Annotated in this window: 12 protein-coding genes; 5 read left to right on the top strand and 7 right to left on the bottom strand. The window is 54.9% G+C overall.

Annotated elements, in window-relative coordinates:
* Window positions 1–35: 35 nt before the first annotated feature.
* Genes B9G38_RS00050 through B9G38_RS00040 form a run of 3 tightly spaced genes read right to left on the bottom strand, consistent with a single transcriptional unit; the run spans window position 36 to window position 3,663 of the window.
* Window positions 36–1,127 (bottom strand): ABC transporter ATP-binding protein, encoded by a 1,092-nt coding sequence (locus tag B9G38_RS00050; RefSeq protein ID WP_080508691.1) that lies wholly within the window; start codon window positions 1,125–1,127, stop codon window positions 36–38.
* On the bottom strand, window positions 1,127–2,650 hold the full coding sequence (locus B9G38_RS00045; RefSeq protein ID WP_086219074.1) for an ABC transporter permease: 1,524 nt from the start codon (window positions 2,648–2,650) through the stop codon (window positions 1,127–1,129). Before B9G38_RS00045 ends, B9G38_RS00050 begins: the two co-directional genes overlap by 1 nt.
* Window positions 2,650–3,663, bottom strand: coding sequence for an ABC transporter permease (locus B9G38_RS00040; protein ID WP_049933236.1), 1,014 nt, complete (start codon window positions 3,661–3,663; stop codon window positions 2,650–2,652). Before B9G38_RS00040 ends, B9G38_RS00045 begins: the two co-directional genes overlap by 1 nt.
* 169 nt (window positions 3,664–3,832) lie before the next feature.
* On the opposite strand from B9G38_RS00040, the gene B9G38_RS00035 reads away from it, so the two are divergent.
* Entirely contained in the window at window positions 3,833–5,623 is a 1,791-nt protein-coding gene (locus B9G38_RS00035; protein ID WP_158093595.1) for an ABC transporter substrate-binding protein, read from the top strand.
* A 462-nt stretch (window positions 5,624–6,085) separates the two neighbouring features.
* Here the strand turns inward: B9G38_RS00035 and B9G38_RS00030 are convergent, their stop codons facing one another.
* Window positions 6,086–6,994 carry a dimethylarginine dimethylaminohydrolase family protein gene (locus B9G38_RS00030; protein WP_086219073.1) on the bottom strand — a complete coding sequence of 303 codons (909 nt, stop codon included), beginning with the start codon at window positions 6,992–6,994 and terminating at the stop codon, window positions 6,086–6,088.
* A gap of 605 nt (window positions 6,995–7,599) precedes the next feature.
* Between B9G38_RS00030 and B9G38_RS00025 the strand changes: the two genes are divergently transcribed.
* Both B9G38_RS00025 and B9G38_RS00020 read left to right on the top strand, forming a co-directional pair.
* Window positions 7,600–8,481 (top strand): ParA family protein, encoded by an 882-nt coding sequence (locus tag B9G38_RS00025; protein WP_086219072.1) that lies wholly within the window; start codon window positions 7,600–7,602, stop codon window positions 8,479–8,481.
* Window positions 8,481–8,909, top strand: coding sequence for a hypothetical protein (locus B9G38_RS00020; protein WP_086215357.1), 429 nt, complete (start codon window positions 8,481–8,483; stop codon window positions 8,907–8,909). Before B9G38_RS00025 ends, B9G38_RS00020 begins: the two co-directional genes overlap by 1 nt.
* A gap of 58 nt (window positions 8,910–8,967) precedes the next feature.
* Here the strand turns inward: B9G38_RS00020 and B9G38_RS00015 are convergent, their stop codons facing one another.
* Together B9G38_RS00015 and B9G38_RS00010 are read right to left on the bottom strand one after the other, a co-directional pair.
* Window positions 8,968–10,191, bottom strand: a complete 1,224-nt coding sequence (locus B9G38_RS00015) for a site-specific integrase (RefSeq protein WP_086219071.1) — start codon at window positions 10,189–10,191, stop codon at window positions 8,968–8,970.
* A 375-nt stretch (window positions 10,192–10,566) separates the two neighbouring features.
* On the bottom strand, window positions 10,567–12,384 hold the full coding sequence (locus B9G38_RS00010; RefSeq protein WP_233127140.1) for a transposase: 1,818 nt from the start codon (window positions 12,382–12,384) through the stop codon (window positions 10,567–10,569).
* A gap of 309 nt (window positions 12,385–12,693) precedes the next feature.
* On the opposite strand from B9G38_RS00010, the gene B9G38_RS17700 reads away from it, so the two are divergent.
* A complete protein-coding gene (locus tag B9G38_RS17700) occupies window positions 12,694–13,098 on the top strand; it encodes a hypothetical protein (protein WP_143415327.1) in 405 nt (134 codons plus the stop codon).
* A gap of 405 nt (window positions 13,099–13,503) precedes the next feature.
* The gene (locus tag B9G38_RS18680) at window positions 13,504–13,632 is read left to right on the top strand and encodes a hypothetical protein (protein ID WP_255375954.1); all 129 of its coding nucleotides are present in this window, start codon (window positions 13,504–13,506) and stop codon (window positions 13,630–13,632) included.
* Between the two features lie 417 nt (window positions 13,633–14,049).
* Here B9G38_RS18680 and B9G38_RS18470 read toward each other — a convergent pair.
* Window positions 14,050–14,584, bottom strand: a 535-nt coding sequence (locus tag B9G38_RS18470; RefSeq protein WP_233127139.1) for a hypothetical protein, incomplete at its 5' end; no start/stop codon positions are given.

Below are 14,584 nucleotides of genomic sequence, written 5' to 3'. Positions count from 1 at the left end.
GGGGCTGGTCTCGCTACCTCCAGAACTCTCGCCGCTCATTGCTCGCCCCCATCATCAGCTGGCCGGTGATGAGCTACTGCCTCGTCGGTCGTCATTGACTCGGGATAGAGCAGACACGCCGCGTCATGATCCGGGTCGTCACCCACAGCGGTCGGGATTGGTGCGACCTCCGAACACTCCTCGAATGACTTTGGGCATCGTGGAGCGAACCGACAGCTGCTTGCGGGTTCATTCGGTGTTGGCACCTCGCCTTTAATCGTCTCGAGGCGGTCGCCACTAGTTTGAGTGCTGGGGATACTTCGCAGTAGTCCTCGCGTGTACGGATGCTTTGGCTCCGCAAATAGCGGTTCAACCGGCGCTGATTCGACTATCTCTCCGGCGTACATGACATTGACACGGTCTGCTACCTCGGCGATGACACCCATGTCGTGCGTGATAAACAAAATGCTGAGGTCGCGTTCTGCCTGGATGTCCATGAGGAGGTCAATAATCTGTGCTTGAATCGTGACGTCAAGCGCAGTGGTAGGCTCGTCACAAATCAAGACCTCCGGCGCACAGGCGAGCGCCATCGCGATCACAGCTCGCTGGCGCATGCCTCCGGAGAACTGGTGCGGGTACTCAGTGACCCGGCGGGCCGCATCCGGAATCCCGACCTCCTCGAGCAGTTCGATTGCGCGTTCTGTCGCCGCAGTACCACGAAGGTCTTGATGAAGCGACAGAGCCTCCTTAATTTGGTTTCCAACGGTGTATACCGGATTCAGCGTCGAAAGGGGGTCTTGGAACACCATCGCGATCCCGTCGCCGCGAATCGACTCGTACTCTGACTCAGTGTACTCCGTGATGTTATCTCCCTCAAATCGAATTGCGGATGCTGGATCGATCTCACCCGGCGATTCAATGAGTCCGAGTATTGACCGCGCAGTCACGGATTTTCCACTGCCAGACTCGCCGACGAGTCCGACGGTTTCACCGCGTCGAATATTGAATGAAATACCGTCGACTGCGTGGATCTGTTCGTGTTCAGTGTGGAAAACGGTACGTAGATTTTCCACCTCGAGCGCTAGGTCACGGCTCGATGTCGCATCAGCGTTCAATGGCACGTTGTCATCGCGTGCGTGTCGGCTCATCAGGCACCACCCCCAGCAGCGACGTTCTCGTTGCCACCGTCACCGATGTCACTCTCTGGGTCGATCGCATCTCGGACCCCATCGCCAAGCGCGTTGAATCCGGTTACGATGATCACGACGAGAATGCCCGGAATGAGCGAGATGTGCCATGACTGCGTGGCGACATACGGCTGTCCCGCGCTCACCGCTCGGCCCCACTCAGGTACCGGTGCTTCGATTCCGAGGCCAAGGAATGAGAGCCCCGCAATGCCGATAATAACGCCGCCGAGTGAGAGGGAGGCGTAAATGAGGAAGTAGCCAACGACGTACGGTAGCATGTGCTTTTGCATCGTCACTCGCGGGCGCTGCCCGTACGATTTCGCAGCGTCGATCCACTCACGCTCCGACACTTGGAGTGCCGGGCCACGGACGGCTCGCCATAGCGCCGGCCAGCCGGTGATACCGAACAGTATCGCGAGGACGAGCCCGCCGTTATACACCTCTGCGATCCATGTGTCGGAAAGGACGAACGACGCGAGAATGATAAACAACAGTTGGGGCATCGCTTGGATTGAGTCACCAGCAATCACAACTCCAAGGTCAACAAGTCCCTTGTAGTATGCCGTCAGCATCGCAAATACCATCGCAAACCCACCGGCAATGCCGAGGCTGGTGAGCCCAACAAGCAATGACACCCGAGCTCCCGACGCCATGAAGGTGAACAAGTCTTTGCCGTCTGGGAGTGTTCCGAACGGGTGGAACCGGTCGTACTGATCGTATTCAAGCGGTCCAACGTTGTTGTCGCCCTGTCCGCGAGACTGTGTATCACCGTTGGCTTCGCCGACGAAAATCGATTCGACTTGTCCCGTCTCATCGTTGTAATAATCAATGCGGTTCTCGTATGGATTCTCGATGTTCTGATCGACAGTTGTCGGACCCAGCACCGGCGCAAACAGCGCCATGACGACAAACGCGAACACGATTGTGAGACCAAATAGCCCCCACGAGTGTCGGCGGAATCGGTTCACAACGTCGTCACGCGGCGTCCAGTCAGGAATCCGGTAATGACGCCGGTACCGCGTGTACCCCCACCACCCGACGAGCAGCCAGGTGAATGAGTACGTGTAAATTACAGCCACCCGGAGGGCCCACGCTACCGCTGGTGAAAGGCCGAGCGTTGTGCCTTCCCAGCCACTCGGCGTTTGGTATCCGGTATTGTCGATGACAGAGCGAGAGGTGATTGTCGGCAGCTCGGCTCCCCGCTCGGCGACTGTGGCGAGGAGTGCCGCAACCGGTTCGACGACTCCTGGGACCAGCCCGCCGACCCACCCCCACGGGGGCACCGACAGCAACCCGCTGACGATCGCACCAAACTCGACTGCGATGAGGACGGCAACAACGGCGGCCCACGTCGCTGCGGGACCTGGATTTCGCGTAATCCGTTCAGACAGCGGTAGGTCGCGATCGCCCTCAGGACGACTAACCTCTTCTCGGAACTCACCAGTGCGAGTCGAGCCCGACCCGACGTCAGTGTCAGCTCCCATTATGCGCCTCCGTCGTATCCAACACGTGGGTCAATCACGGTGTACAGGAAGTCCTGGAGAATGTTGATCCCGACCGAGAGCAGAATGAACAAAAACATCAACGACCCGACAAGCGGGACATCTCCATTAATCGTTGCTTGGAAAAAGAGGTAGCCGAGCCCGTTAATTGCGAACACAGTTTCGACGAGCACGGATCCACCGAGAAGGAGGAACGCCTCTCCAGTAATGACAGGAACGAGCGGGATGAGTGCGTTCCGGAACATGTGCTTCCAAACGACGAGTCTCCCGGGCACTCCCTTCGCTTTCGCCATCTCAACATAATTTGCGTTTTTTGTTTCAAGCACCGCCGTACGCCCGATTCGCATCTCATTGCCCATGGACGCAGAGCCGAGGACCAGGGCTGCTGGAAGGATCGCTTTCAACGCACCAAGAAACTGTGTCGGTTCCCACAGCCCCGAAAGGTCGGGCGGGGTAACGATCTGTGTTTCAACAAGCCAGTCCCCCCAACTGAATCCGAACAACGCGTCCGATTGCGTGAGGACACTGACGAATATCACGGCTAACCAGAAGTTTGGCATTGCTCGCCAGACTATCCCGCCAAAAGAGGCGATGTAGTCAGCGAGCGTATTCGGGTTGAGCCCAGCATAGAACCCGAGCGGGAGCCCGACAAATATCGGGATGAGGATAGACCAGAACCCAAGCCACAGGGTTCGAGGGCCATAAACCCCGACGAGTTCCCACACTGACTGGCCGCGGACAACGACCCACGATTCTCCCAGCTGGAGCGTCAGGAGGTCGCGCATGAACTCCGCGTACTGAATCCAGAGCGGTTGATCGAGTCCAAGGCTATCCCTGATAGCGGCATACGCCTCCGTGTCGCCGCTTGGCCCGATGATCGCGGCCGCGGGGTCAATTGGTCCCACCCGAAGGATGAGAAACGTTACAGTCGTGCCGAGAAAGACAATCGGCACCATCAAAAGCACGCGCTTGAGAAAATACTCCCATCGTCCCATTTGCTAGGACATCGTATAATCTTATCATGTAATAATACTTGTCCTTACACCAAAAAGGGCTAATCACATCAGGATTTAAATTCCTACCATATTTGTCATAGTCATGCCGAATTCCGATTCGGACCGCACAAGAAGAAGGTTCTTACAGTCGACTGGCGCGCTCGCAGCAATGACGGCCGTTGCTGGGTGTTCGGGAGGAAGCGACGAAGAGGTCCCAGACGAGTTGGACGACGGTGGAAACGCGACTGATGGTGAAGACAACGATGAGAGCGCTGAGACAACCAGCGATGGCGAGAAAACGCTGCGCCTGTTGAACGCGTCGATCAACACGTTCGACCCGCCAGCAAATGTCCTTTCATCTGCCAATGAGGTCATCTTCCAAGTTTTCGACGGGCTTGTTGGGAAGCCGGAAGGAAAGTCAGGCGTTGTTAACCAGCTCGCGACTGAGTACGAAATTTCCGATGACGGGCTGACGTACACCTTCACACTCACTGAAGACGTAGTTGCTCACAACGGGAGTTCGGTCGGAGCTGCCGACGTTGTATACTCTTGGGAACGCGTCGCAGCGTCTCCAGATTCCTCGTCGGCGTTCCTGTTGCTCTCAGACCTTGGGATCGAACACGAGACAAACGAAGAGGGAGAGTACGTCCCCGGATCGATGGCCGTGGAGGCTGTTGACGACAGGACGGTCGAGGTGACGCTGTCATCACCATACTACGCGGCGCTCGATATCATGTCAGACGCGACGTTTGCCGTCCTTCCAGAGGGAATCGTCGGTGACATCGAGGGGTATGACGGTGAAATGGAGTACGACGAGTTCACTACGTCGCCGGTTGGAACCGGCCCCTTCGAGTTTGACACGTGGACGTCTGGCGAGGAGATGGCAGTGACTGCCTTCGACGAGTACCACGGCGAGGCGCCAATGGTCGACCGCGTCCACTGGCAGGTGATCGAAGACACCAACGCCCAGTACAACTACGCGATGAACCGGAACGTCGACGCGTTCTCGATCCCGACCGCCCAATATGATCCTGAGCTGGCGACGGTCAACGAGACGCAAGACAACGGCCTTCAAGTTGGTGAGTACGGGCCGGTACAGAACGGTGATATGGTCGATTACCTCCGGATTTCCGGGTTGAGCACGCAGTTCATGTTGTTCAACAACGACCAAGTGATCGAGCCAGCTCGGAAGGCCGTTGCGTGGGTGATGGATCACGAAGAAATCGCCAACAGCGCGTACAAGGGCCGAGTCGAGCCGGGGTATCACATGACGCCTGCGACCCTCTTCCCGGGCGGCCCGGAAGCGGCGGAGGAACACGCCCGCGAGAACTACCCGTACGGATACAACGAGTCGAACATCGAGGAGGCCCGCCTGATCATGGAGGAGGCCGGCTACAGCGACGACGACCCGTACGAGTTCGAGATTCTCAACGTCGAGGACACCACCTACGAGCAGATCTCCAATGACCTCCGGGACCGCCTCTCGGCTGCGCACATCGAGGTCTCCATCAGCACGGCTCCGTTCTCGACGCTGCTTGACCGCGAGTTTGCTGGCAACCGACCGGCCGGGCTCGGCGAGTGGGGGATGTCGTGGGCGGATCCGCTCAACGTCCTCGCGCTGCTGTATCCGCCGAACACCCGCTCGACGGACAACGAGGGGGTCAGCGGAAACCCGCTCGTCGCGCTCAATTGGGTCGACACCGAGGCCTCACAGACCGCTCGCGACTCGTGGAACACGATGCAAGAGAACTCGACCCGCGACGACGCCGCCAGGGAGCGCTGGGAGGAGGCGCTCATCCAGATGGAGGAGGCCAACTGGGAAGATTGCGCGATGATCAACTACGCGTACCCGGCCGCAGAACGGTTCTCGTACGACTGGGTGGACATGCCCGAGTTTGGCGAGCTAGGGGCTCTGAGCCGGTACACTGGCGTCGATATCGATACTGACGCACAGTCTTGACACCCTCCCCGCGCTAAAGCGCGAGCCGCTCTCCTCGATTCTCCATAAATACCACGCTGCTGGGAGCTCTTTTTTACTCATCGGGCTCTGTTGAAATCCTGTCCTTCAGATATATTATCGTCTGAAACAGCTGGTCGCTGAAGGGTGCTTACCCGTTATTTGTCGAGTGACTGAACACATCTCTGAGAAGCACTCCACCGCTACTGATGGCGATTAATCCACCGGTAGCTTGGAGGACAGCTGGAAGGGCACCATTTGAGGGCCCGGAAAAAACGAGTATGAGAGATAGCCCGATTAGCATCAAATACAACGGAGTCTCATACATATCTGAACGTTCTCTCTTCATTGTTTAATATCTGTGAATTGACCTCGACCGAGCCGAAATATATCACTCGATAAGGATTTCAACAGAGTCACTCATCGCTATTGTCGACAGCGCAGACGATACTGGCGCGTTTCCGCTTAGTACGGAAACGCCATACACGCCACCGAGCCGCCTGCTTTCATAAATTCATCTGTTGATACATGGAGAGTCTCATACCCGTGTGACTCGAGCGCGTGGATAGTTTGGTGGTTTGACTCTTCGATGACAACGACGTCACCTGACAGCGAGTGGCAGTTACACGCGAAGTGATCCTGTGCTGCCTCTGGTGAGACTTCTATCAATGTTTCAAATAACGTGTCAAGTTTTTTCCGGCCTGCGTCAGTAAATGCGTCAGGACACACAACGGCCGTCTGTTCGTCGATAGCTGAAAAGCAAACATCGAGATGGTAGTATGAGTCGTCAGTGAGTTCAAGCGGAACGACGCCGACATCGTAGCGGTCTGCTATTTCCCGGTATGCCTCGAGGTCAGTTCGTGGCCCGTAACCACCCCAGAGGAGGCGACGCCCCGGATGCCAGCGGGCATCGCCGCACCCCTCGAACGGAACATCCGTACGAAGCTGCTCAGTTGGAATATCCCGGTTGGTACACCACTGCTTGAAGTAAGCAGGCTCATCATGTCGTTCTTCAGTTGCCATCTGCGCGAGCAGGAACCCGTCGCGATCTGGAAGCGAAAGGGCATGATTCGAGCAGAAGGTAATATCTGGGAGTTCCCCAGGCGGGGCAACTTCGACCTCGCTAAGATCGTCCCAAACCGCGTCGACATCCATGATCGAAACGTCGGCCAGATCCTCATATCTGGATACGAGATCGTGCCACTGTTGGTTCGCAGTGGAACTGTCCACGCCGGACACCATGTACGGATTAATCTCGTAGTCGACGGAGAAATGCGTCGGAGTAGTAAATAAGACTGATTCGTCTCTGGATCGTCGTGAGAATGAGTCAAGTGGCGGAAGCGCATTCGGGTCAACGTAGAGGTTGTCAGTCATCGTGAACAGACACACTACCTCATCACCTGCTAATAAGACTTGGGCAACAGTATCTTTCGCATGAAATTCCAGCCGTTTGTTTGCTAATTTGGCTACGAAGTGTGTCAAATAGTTAGTTCTGGCGGCGATATCTGTCTATATAAATATACACAATTAGAGTGACCCGTATCAACTTGGGCCCCTAGAACGTCAGTGGAGGACGTCAAAAATACTGAGTAGAGCAATACTGAGGGAGGCAGTCACTGCGCCACACAATACAGGTTATGTTACCAAGATCATGTAAACGAAATGTTGAGTCCAAGCCAATTCCCAGCTGAGGGTGGCGGTATAAATTTATATTTTTTCTAATAAAAGATCAACTACCGTAGTCGTGGGGGAGCTATCACAGATCGGGTTTGGGCCTTGAGCATATCACATACAAATATGTGTTAGATGCCTTATCCCTCTATCTGAGAAATCTAGGAAAGACGCCTTTCTTACATATCTGAGTATGAAACCTTACTCAGTAGTCTTATTTAGAGATCTTACTTAGAGGTCTAAGATAGATAAGAGTCATAGATGAATGTCTGACGTATATTTATGTGGTATGTCTCTAATAATGCTGTATGCTCTCGTACACGGTTTACAGCGAGGCTGGCGGCGTCGGGAAGACGTCGCTAACCGCGAATATCGCCTGTGCGCACGCCCGAGCGGGGCTTGATGTGTTGGTGCTTCCGCTCGATCCACAGGACGGGAACCTGAGTCGGCTGTTCGACGTCGACGACGACCGGAGTGATTCAGCAGCAGACAGTCTCGTGCGACACCTTGTCGATAACCCGGGTGGCAACTTCGACGATCTGATTCGGACGGCAGAGGGTATTGATATTATTCCGGAACACAACACCCTTTCAGATCTCTCAGACCACTTAGCACGAGAGAAAAGTCGGGCCGAAGACTTCGGCGATGCGTACAACATCTACGCGCAACTCCGGCGTGTCCTCGTTGAGAACGATGTGCCGGACCGGTATGATGTTCTTATCTGTGATCCTCCAGCAACGGAGTCAGATCATCTCTATAATGCGATCTATGCGACGAGGAACCTCCTCATTCCGTTTGAGCCGTCCGCAAAGGGAGAAGCGTCCGTTGAGGGCTTAGAGGAGCTTGCGACGAACTTCGCGGATGAATTGAATATCGAAGTTGGGGTGCTTGGAGCCGTCCCAATCGAGTTCAAGGGGACGAGAGATCAAAACGAGATCATCGAGGACGTGCCCTTCGAGGTTCCGGAGGTGATCGGCGACCGAACATCGATGATGGAGGGCTGTTGGCGACACCAGTGTAGTGCGTTTGAATTTGTGCGAACGCACCGGAGCCGACGCCGCGACTACGAGGTTGAGACGCTGGCAAAGTTCGATCGAATTGCTCGCTCGCTTGAGACGCAGGGCGGCATTGTGGCGCCTTCGCCGCCTGAGCCAGGCGCGTTGGACGATCCTGAGGAGGTGACCGTCTGATGGGGGGATTCAAAGAGGGCACTGTGAATGGGTGGGAGGACGAGGAAGAGGACGACGATGAGCCGGAGGTCGAACCCGCTTCCTCGTCCGACATGGACTCGAAAAGCGACCAGGCAGAGACAACTGAGGTGGAGATAGAGACTGGAGCGAGCAGCAGCGCCGACAATAGCGGACGCGACACAGCAAGGAGTGACATTCCGTGGATATTACGCCGAAACAGCATCACAGACGGGCGAGAACAAACGGTCCAGCTCCACCTCCAAGAAGACACGCTGAACGTCCAGCGGACACAGAAGTCGATTATTGAGAGCCGACTCGGAGAAAGCGTGCGGAAAGCGGATCTCCGTGAGGCAGCGCTGCTGGTTGGACTTCAACACACGGATGATGTTGTCGACGTGCTCGAAGGGTGGGGATACGCGCTCGAATGATATCGCAGTATATGGTTTATTAGACAGTCAGCATTCACGGACAGCCGGCCGACGATAGCTACTCATCCGCTGAGAAAATGTCGCTGCCCACGTCAGAGAGTTCACCCGCCTCCTTGTGGGCATACATCTTCGATGTCGTTGATGGATCCTCGTGTCGGAGGACCCGTTGCGCGTCACTGAACCCCGCTGCATCGTAGTACGCCTCACCAACGCCACGGCGAGCGCCGTGGAGGGTGAGATACGCTTTCGAGTCGTCTGAACAGTCCACAGCGGCTGCCTGAGAGTGCTTTTTGAGCGTGTATCGGCCGCCTTCCGTAGTTAGAGCCGGCGGGGTGAGGTCCCGTTCACGAAAGGCATCAACGAGGTCTGCGGTGCCGAGACTCGTAACCGTATCAATAGTCTCTGGATCGGCGTCACGCTCCTGAAGTTGACTTCGCGCAGCATCCCGCAGGGATGCGAGGTGGAACGAAGGGAACACGGGCCACACATCGGTGGGCGGGTCGAGGAGCGTCTGCCAGCGGTTGAGGGCACTAACGGGACGATCTGTCAGCGGTGCCTTCTCGATTTGCTGGCTTTTGCCGAGAACTGTCAATACCTCCTGGTCAGTATCGATATCCTCCCATGTGATTCCCGTCCGCCGGTCATCGCGACTAGAGGCGAGGACCTCGGCACCGCGGACGCCAGAGAATCCGATGACGTAGACGAGCGCCCGGTCACGGGCAGCTGTGAGTGCTTCTCGGCTCTGCGGATCCGCATCAATCGCCGCATACGCTCGCTCGTCGACGTACGAGACGATTGTCTCGCGCTGCTGGGTCGACCAGAACTGCTGTTTGCTAGAGTCGGTTGCGGGCCGGTCAGGCATTTCGTCTTTTGCGCGGTCGGTATCCGCGGGGTTCTCTGGGATGTACTCCCACTGCTGGCAGTAACGGAGGTATGCGGAGACGAGCGAGTAGTAGTTCCACGCAGTGGCTGCTGTGATCCCGTCCGTGTCATTGCTGGCTCGACGGACATTCACCCGTCGGGCGAGGTGACCGGCATACCGGGCGAGGTGACGACTGTCGACCGCTTCTACGGTAGCCACGCCTTGGCCATTCATCCATTCGATCCAGTCCGGGACGACGCGTTCGAGCGCTTGAACGTAATTGCCGGATCGCTGCGTCGTTCCGTCCTCGGACTCGCCAAGTGTCTTCGCCTTGGCGTCGAGAAAATCGGTCAGGGGCTCGTCGAGTGGTGTTCCACTAGTCGTGTCCCCGGGTTGAGGGCCGTCAGTTGGCTGTACCATCGATTTAGCTTCACCGACAGCGGGCATCCTCAAAAATCTACTTGTGACTACTACACTAATCCAAAGTAGGTGCGGGTATTAGCTATAATAGCGTATGAGCTCTTCTGAAGCTTATTTTCATACGATCGAGCCTCACTACTTGTCTGATAAATCTTATATCGATATATAGAATCTATAGGTGTGTCGCTGCGAATGGCCCCAAATGGGTTCACGGATTAAGAAGGATTTTGGCGATCTATTGGCGAAATACTGCTGATAAGAAGGTAATTTATTCTAAAAAATCAGATATAAATAGATATTCTGGCATAGATGGGTGAAATCAAAAAGAACGGCTACTGATAGCTCTCACCCAAGGCAAACACAGAACTGAAGAGGCTATATGAGCTTCACGAGCAGATCGTCAGCTCGACTCAAAAACCGTTTCAGTGTGATCTCTGGCTCTAGGGTTGTCTCAATTACGCCGATTCGGTCCTTCACAAGAAAATCAGTCAACAACCACAGGTTGTATACGACACACCCGAATGCAAAGTGGAACCAGCGGACCTCGAACTCCTTCGATGTTCTCCACGCCGCACACTCCTTAATCGACGCGTAGCTGTTCTCGATCGTCGCTCGGTTATTGTACCGCTCGATACGCTCTGTCGTCCGTCGACGATCCAGCGCAATCTCGTCATTCGCCTCTTCGTTAGTGATGAACGGCTGTGGCGAATGGCCACGAGTCGGATCATCTTCGTCGGGCGGAAGAATCACCAAATTCGCCGTTACTCTCGTATTCGACCTTGAGTTCTTTACCTGCCCTCGGAGTGGATAGTCTTTCTCGACGTACAACTCTCGGTCATCCTCTATCTCCGTATAGCCTCGTTTGAGCTGGTCGAACTGGTTACATTTGCGCTTGATACGGTCATTTCGCGAGATCGGCATCACGTATTGGAGGTTTCGCTCCTCGAGTGCGGTGATTACGTCGGCGGCAGCGAACTCTCGATCAGCGAACACCCGCTTGATACTCACGTATTGGTCCGCCTGCGAAAGCAAACGGCGAGCGACATCCCCGATGAAGTACGATTGATCGTCGTCACCTGGATACGCCTTGTTCGCTGCGTAGTCTGTACTGCCCAGCGGGCAGACTGCTAGGACAAAATGGATGTTCTCGCCGACAACTGTTGCTGTTGCGAACTTGTGACACCACTGGTAATCCTTGTGGTCAGGAGCGCCTTGGAGCCATTCAAGCCCCTCTCGCTCTCCACGATAGACGACATAGGTGATATCTATCGCGACCATCGAGTGGATCCCGAATCGTCCTCGCTCGTCACTTGCATTGTGTAACTCTCGGAGCTTTGGCTTCGCTCGCGTGTAGGATTTCCGCAGAGCGAAATTGATCATCGTCGTAGTCTCATCGACAGACATCTCCTTGATTGCTTCAAGGAGCGTTTCCCCTGTTGGGCCGTCAGCATCGAATGGATCATCCGGATTACCCTCTGGGTTCTTTTTATCCCCCATAACCTCACCAGCCCCATTCGCAGCCATCTGTCCAATCGCGGCGACCGCTTCGTGAGTCAAGAGTTCATCCTCCTCGTATACTGGCTCTTCAGGGCGTAGAAGCCACATTGAGGGCAAAATGACGGTATTGATCTCTTCAAGCACCTCATTCATCTTCCCTCTGAGGAGCCGATTTTTCGTCCGTTTTGTCGGCTCTGAGCGCCCGTCGCTACTGTCGTCGTTGTAGTACGAGAGGAGGTCATTCCCGATCGGCGATCCTCGTTCAGCCGCAATCCTCCGAATTTCTGTGACCCCACGCTCAACAGTTGGCTGAAGTTCTTCGAATCGCCCCTCCTCTAATCGCGTTGGCTTACACGTACTCTCTGAGGGGAGATCGTCAAGGTCAAAGCCGATCGCAGTGGCCAACTCTGGATTTGCTTCAAGCTGGCTTGGAATCGTCGTCAGAGAGATATCTTCCGCTTTCGCCCACACGTATGCGAGAAACATGCGGCGGAATGGTATCGAATCGTGCCAATCCGGGTATTCATCCCGTCGTTCAAACCGATAGATGTCAAGCTTCTCAACCAGATCCACCCACTCCGTGTTCTCGTCAATAATATTGTCTGCTTGGGTTCCAAGACTTGTTATTGGACCAAAATTAGAGTCGGTTTCCTCCGTCATCGGCTCCACCCCCACAGCAACCTGTTCAAGATCCACCACGCAACGCCAGGTGTGATGGCGGTGTTGGTGAGCGCCGTAGATGTTGGATGGATTGCGAGCATGTGTTATCAGGATTATTAGTTGATTTCAACCCAACATCGTGGGGGAAATTTCTGATATCCGATCATCGCTTGTCTCGCGAAGGTGATTAACCTGATATTTCAGTCGGGTTTCAGAGTATACGCAAACTCAATTTAAATGGAGTTTACACTGATTTCAGCGAGGGTGACTCGACAAGGACTCTATTTTGGTAGAATTTGCACCGAAACGGGTTCTATACTGACATTGCTGGGACATCACCACATAATGGATGACGTGGTCGAGGCCGTCTGTGAGTTTCTACGCCGTGAAGGTGGAATCGGAATTCTGGTCAAAATCGACGAAGAACACGGGAATACGTTTTCTGACTTGGCTGCTCAAGTCCACGTCACCCGGAATACACTCTCAAATCGGCTTGAGGAAGCGACAGACTTGGACGTATTGAGAGAAACTACGCATCCGTCTGACCACGGGAATGCAGTTCGATACGCATTGACAACACGAGGTGAGCGAGTACGGTACCTACTGGATGTGTTCGAGATGGGCGAGGTGTATGCTGACTTTCTACGAACTCGCCGTTTGATGGAAGACGGCATTGAGTTCGTTGAGGAAGTCTATGATCCGGTGCCCTACGATCCCGGATTTGAGGAATATATGCGGAAAAAAAGATGAGGAACCGAAGTAGTTTCATATCTGTCTTTGAGAGGATTCACCTATGGAATGCTGCTGGCCAATCGGATCACAGTAACGACTGCCGTGTTGAATAGCGACCTCTAAGCGAGGATATCGTTCCCCTCTCCCAATCTGAGACTATTGGTGTCAAGCTGTAAAATCACACAATGTTGGCTCTGTTGACTCGATGGAAACGCTGCTACCCTAGCAGAGCGTGAAACAAGATATGGGGCGCAAGAGACCGACCTGGATTTCGTGCCACAGAGTACGTTTTGTTGACTGGTCCGTGTGCGAAAGAAGCCGAGTCATGGGCGTTACAGCCCGGATGCCGCGACCCGCGGCATCCGGGAAAGCCCGAATAGGTGAATCTCTGCTTCACGCACTGGCGTCCCGGGTGAACCAACCATGTACCTCGGAATCGACGTCCACAAACGGTACGCACAGGTGGCAGTAATGGATGAGGCTGGGAAGATCGTCGAAGAGGTTCGCGTCGGAGTGGTCTGCGCAAAGTATGGATACTCACAGAACTTATAGAGTGTATGATAGGAACTCGCCGGTTCGACGTGACGGAGCATCTCTCTGAGGAGGCCCTCGATAGAGCGATTAACGAAGCCCAGAAGGCGGACGAGGCTCGGCTCGTCCGCCGTCTGTGTTTCGTGAAGAACCTCTACGCGGGCGATGTACTGGAAGAAGCAGCCAGACGCGTCGGGGTTTCACAAGCCAACAGCAGTCGCTGGGCACACGCATGGAACGATGCCGGTATCGATGGATTGCGACCGAGTTTCGGGGGCGGCATCCGGGCGGCCTCCCATGATGGTGCTTCCTTGGCACGTAGGCCAATCAGAGCCACGCGTTCTGAGACGCTGTTGAATCATCGGCCTTTGACCACCCCAGTACCTATTTACGCACCCTGGGGACTTAGCAGGCTTTCATCCCATCAGAGCCTTATAATCATGAAGGTGGAAGGAGATCCGAGTCAATGACGTCTGAGCAGTCGACTGGAATCCCCTCCCACGCAGCATCGACGGCGTGATAGCCTGTCCACCCTTCGCTTTTGAGAAGTTCAGCACACGTTTCACAAAACGCTGTTCGCGAGATGAGATCGTTATCGTAGAGAATGTAGAAGAGAAAAGTCGGTGGCACTACACGCGCCTCGAGGTCGCGGTTCTGAATCTTTCGACGGATCGAACGGCGGCCGTGAGCATCCATCAACACCACGTAATCGACCGCCTTTGGATGCTGCACGAGATGCTGTTCCAGCGATTGTTCACCGGCATCAGCCCCATGCGGTCGAGGGACACTCACGACACGTGTCAACGGTGTCTCTGTATCCTCAAGCGCATCAAGAACACGCGTACTATACTTAACGTCGAAAGTTTTGAGACACAGAAGCTCATCGTTTGAGTATGTCCAAGGACGGGAACAAGATTCCCGATCTTTCAGTTGAGCGCGTCCGCGAGCAGCTCGCGGACGAGCGTGATCCGAA

The organism is Halorubrum sp. SD612 (genome assembly GCF_002135005.1).
Note: the sequence above shows the minus strand (reverse complement) of the source record. Positions and strands in the feature narration are given on the sequence as shown.

Bases quoted from the DNA above. Each gene is read 5' to 3' on its own strand.
- B9G38_RS00050 (WP_080508691.1), bottom strand. From the start codon at position 1,127: ATGAGCCGACACGCACGCGATGACAACGTGCCATTGAACGCTGATGCG.
- B9G38_RS00045 (WP_086219074.1), bottom strand. From the start codon at position 2,650: ATGGGAGCTGACACTGACGTCGGGTCGGGCTCGACTCGCACTGGTGAG.
- B9G38_RS00040 (WP_049933236.1), bottom strand. From the start codon at position 3,663: ATGGGACGATGGGAGTATTTTCTCAAGCGCGTGCTTTTGATGGTGCCG.
- B9G38_RS00035 (WP_158093595.1), top strand. From the start codon at position 3,833: ATGACGGCCGTTGCTGGGTGTTCGGGAGGAAGCGACGAAGAGGTCCCA.
- B9G38_RS00030 (WP_086219073.1), bottom strand. From the start codon at position 6,994: ATGACTGACAACCTCTACGTTGACCCGAATGCGCTTCCGCCACTTGAC.
- B9G38_RS00025 (WP_086219072.1), top strand. From the start codon at position 7,600: ATGCTCTCGTACACGGTTTACAGCGAGGCTGGCGGCGTCGGGAAGACG.
- B9G38_RS00020 (WP_086215357.1), top strand. From the start codon at position 8,481: ATGGGGGGATTCAAAGAGGGCACTGTGAATGGGTGGGAGGACGAGGAA.
- B9G38_RS00015 (WP_086219071.1), bottom strand. From the start codon at position 10,191: ATGGTACAGCCAACTGACGGCCCTCAACCCGGGGACACGACTAGTGGA.
- B9G38_RS17700 (WP_143415327.1), top strand. From the start codon at position 12,694: ATGGATGACGTGGTCGAGGCCGTCTGTGAGTTTCTACGCCGTGAAGGT.
- B9G38_RS18680 (WP_255375954.1), top strand. From the start codon at position 13,504: ATGTACCTCGGAATCGACGTCCACAAACGGTACGCACAGGTGGCAGTA.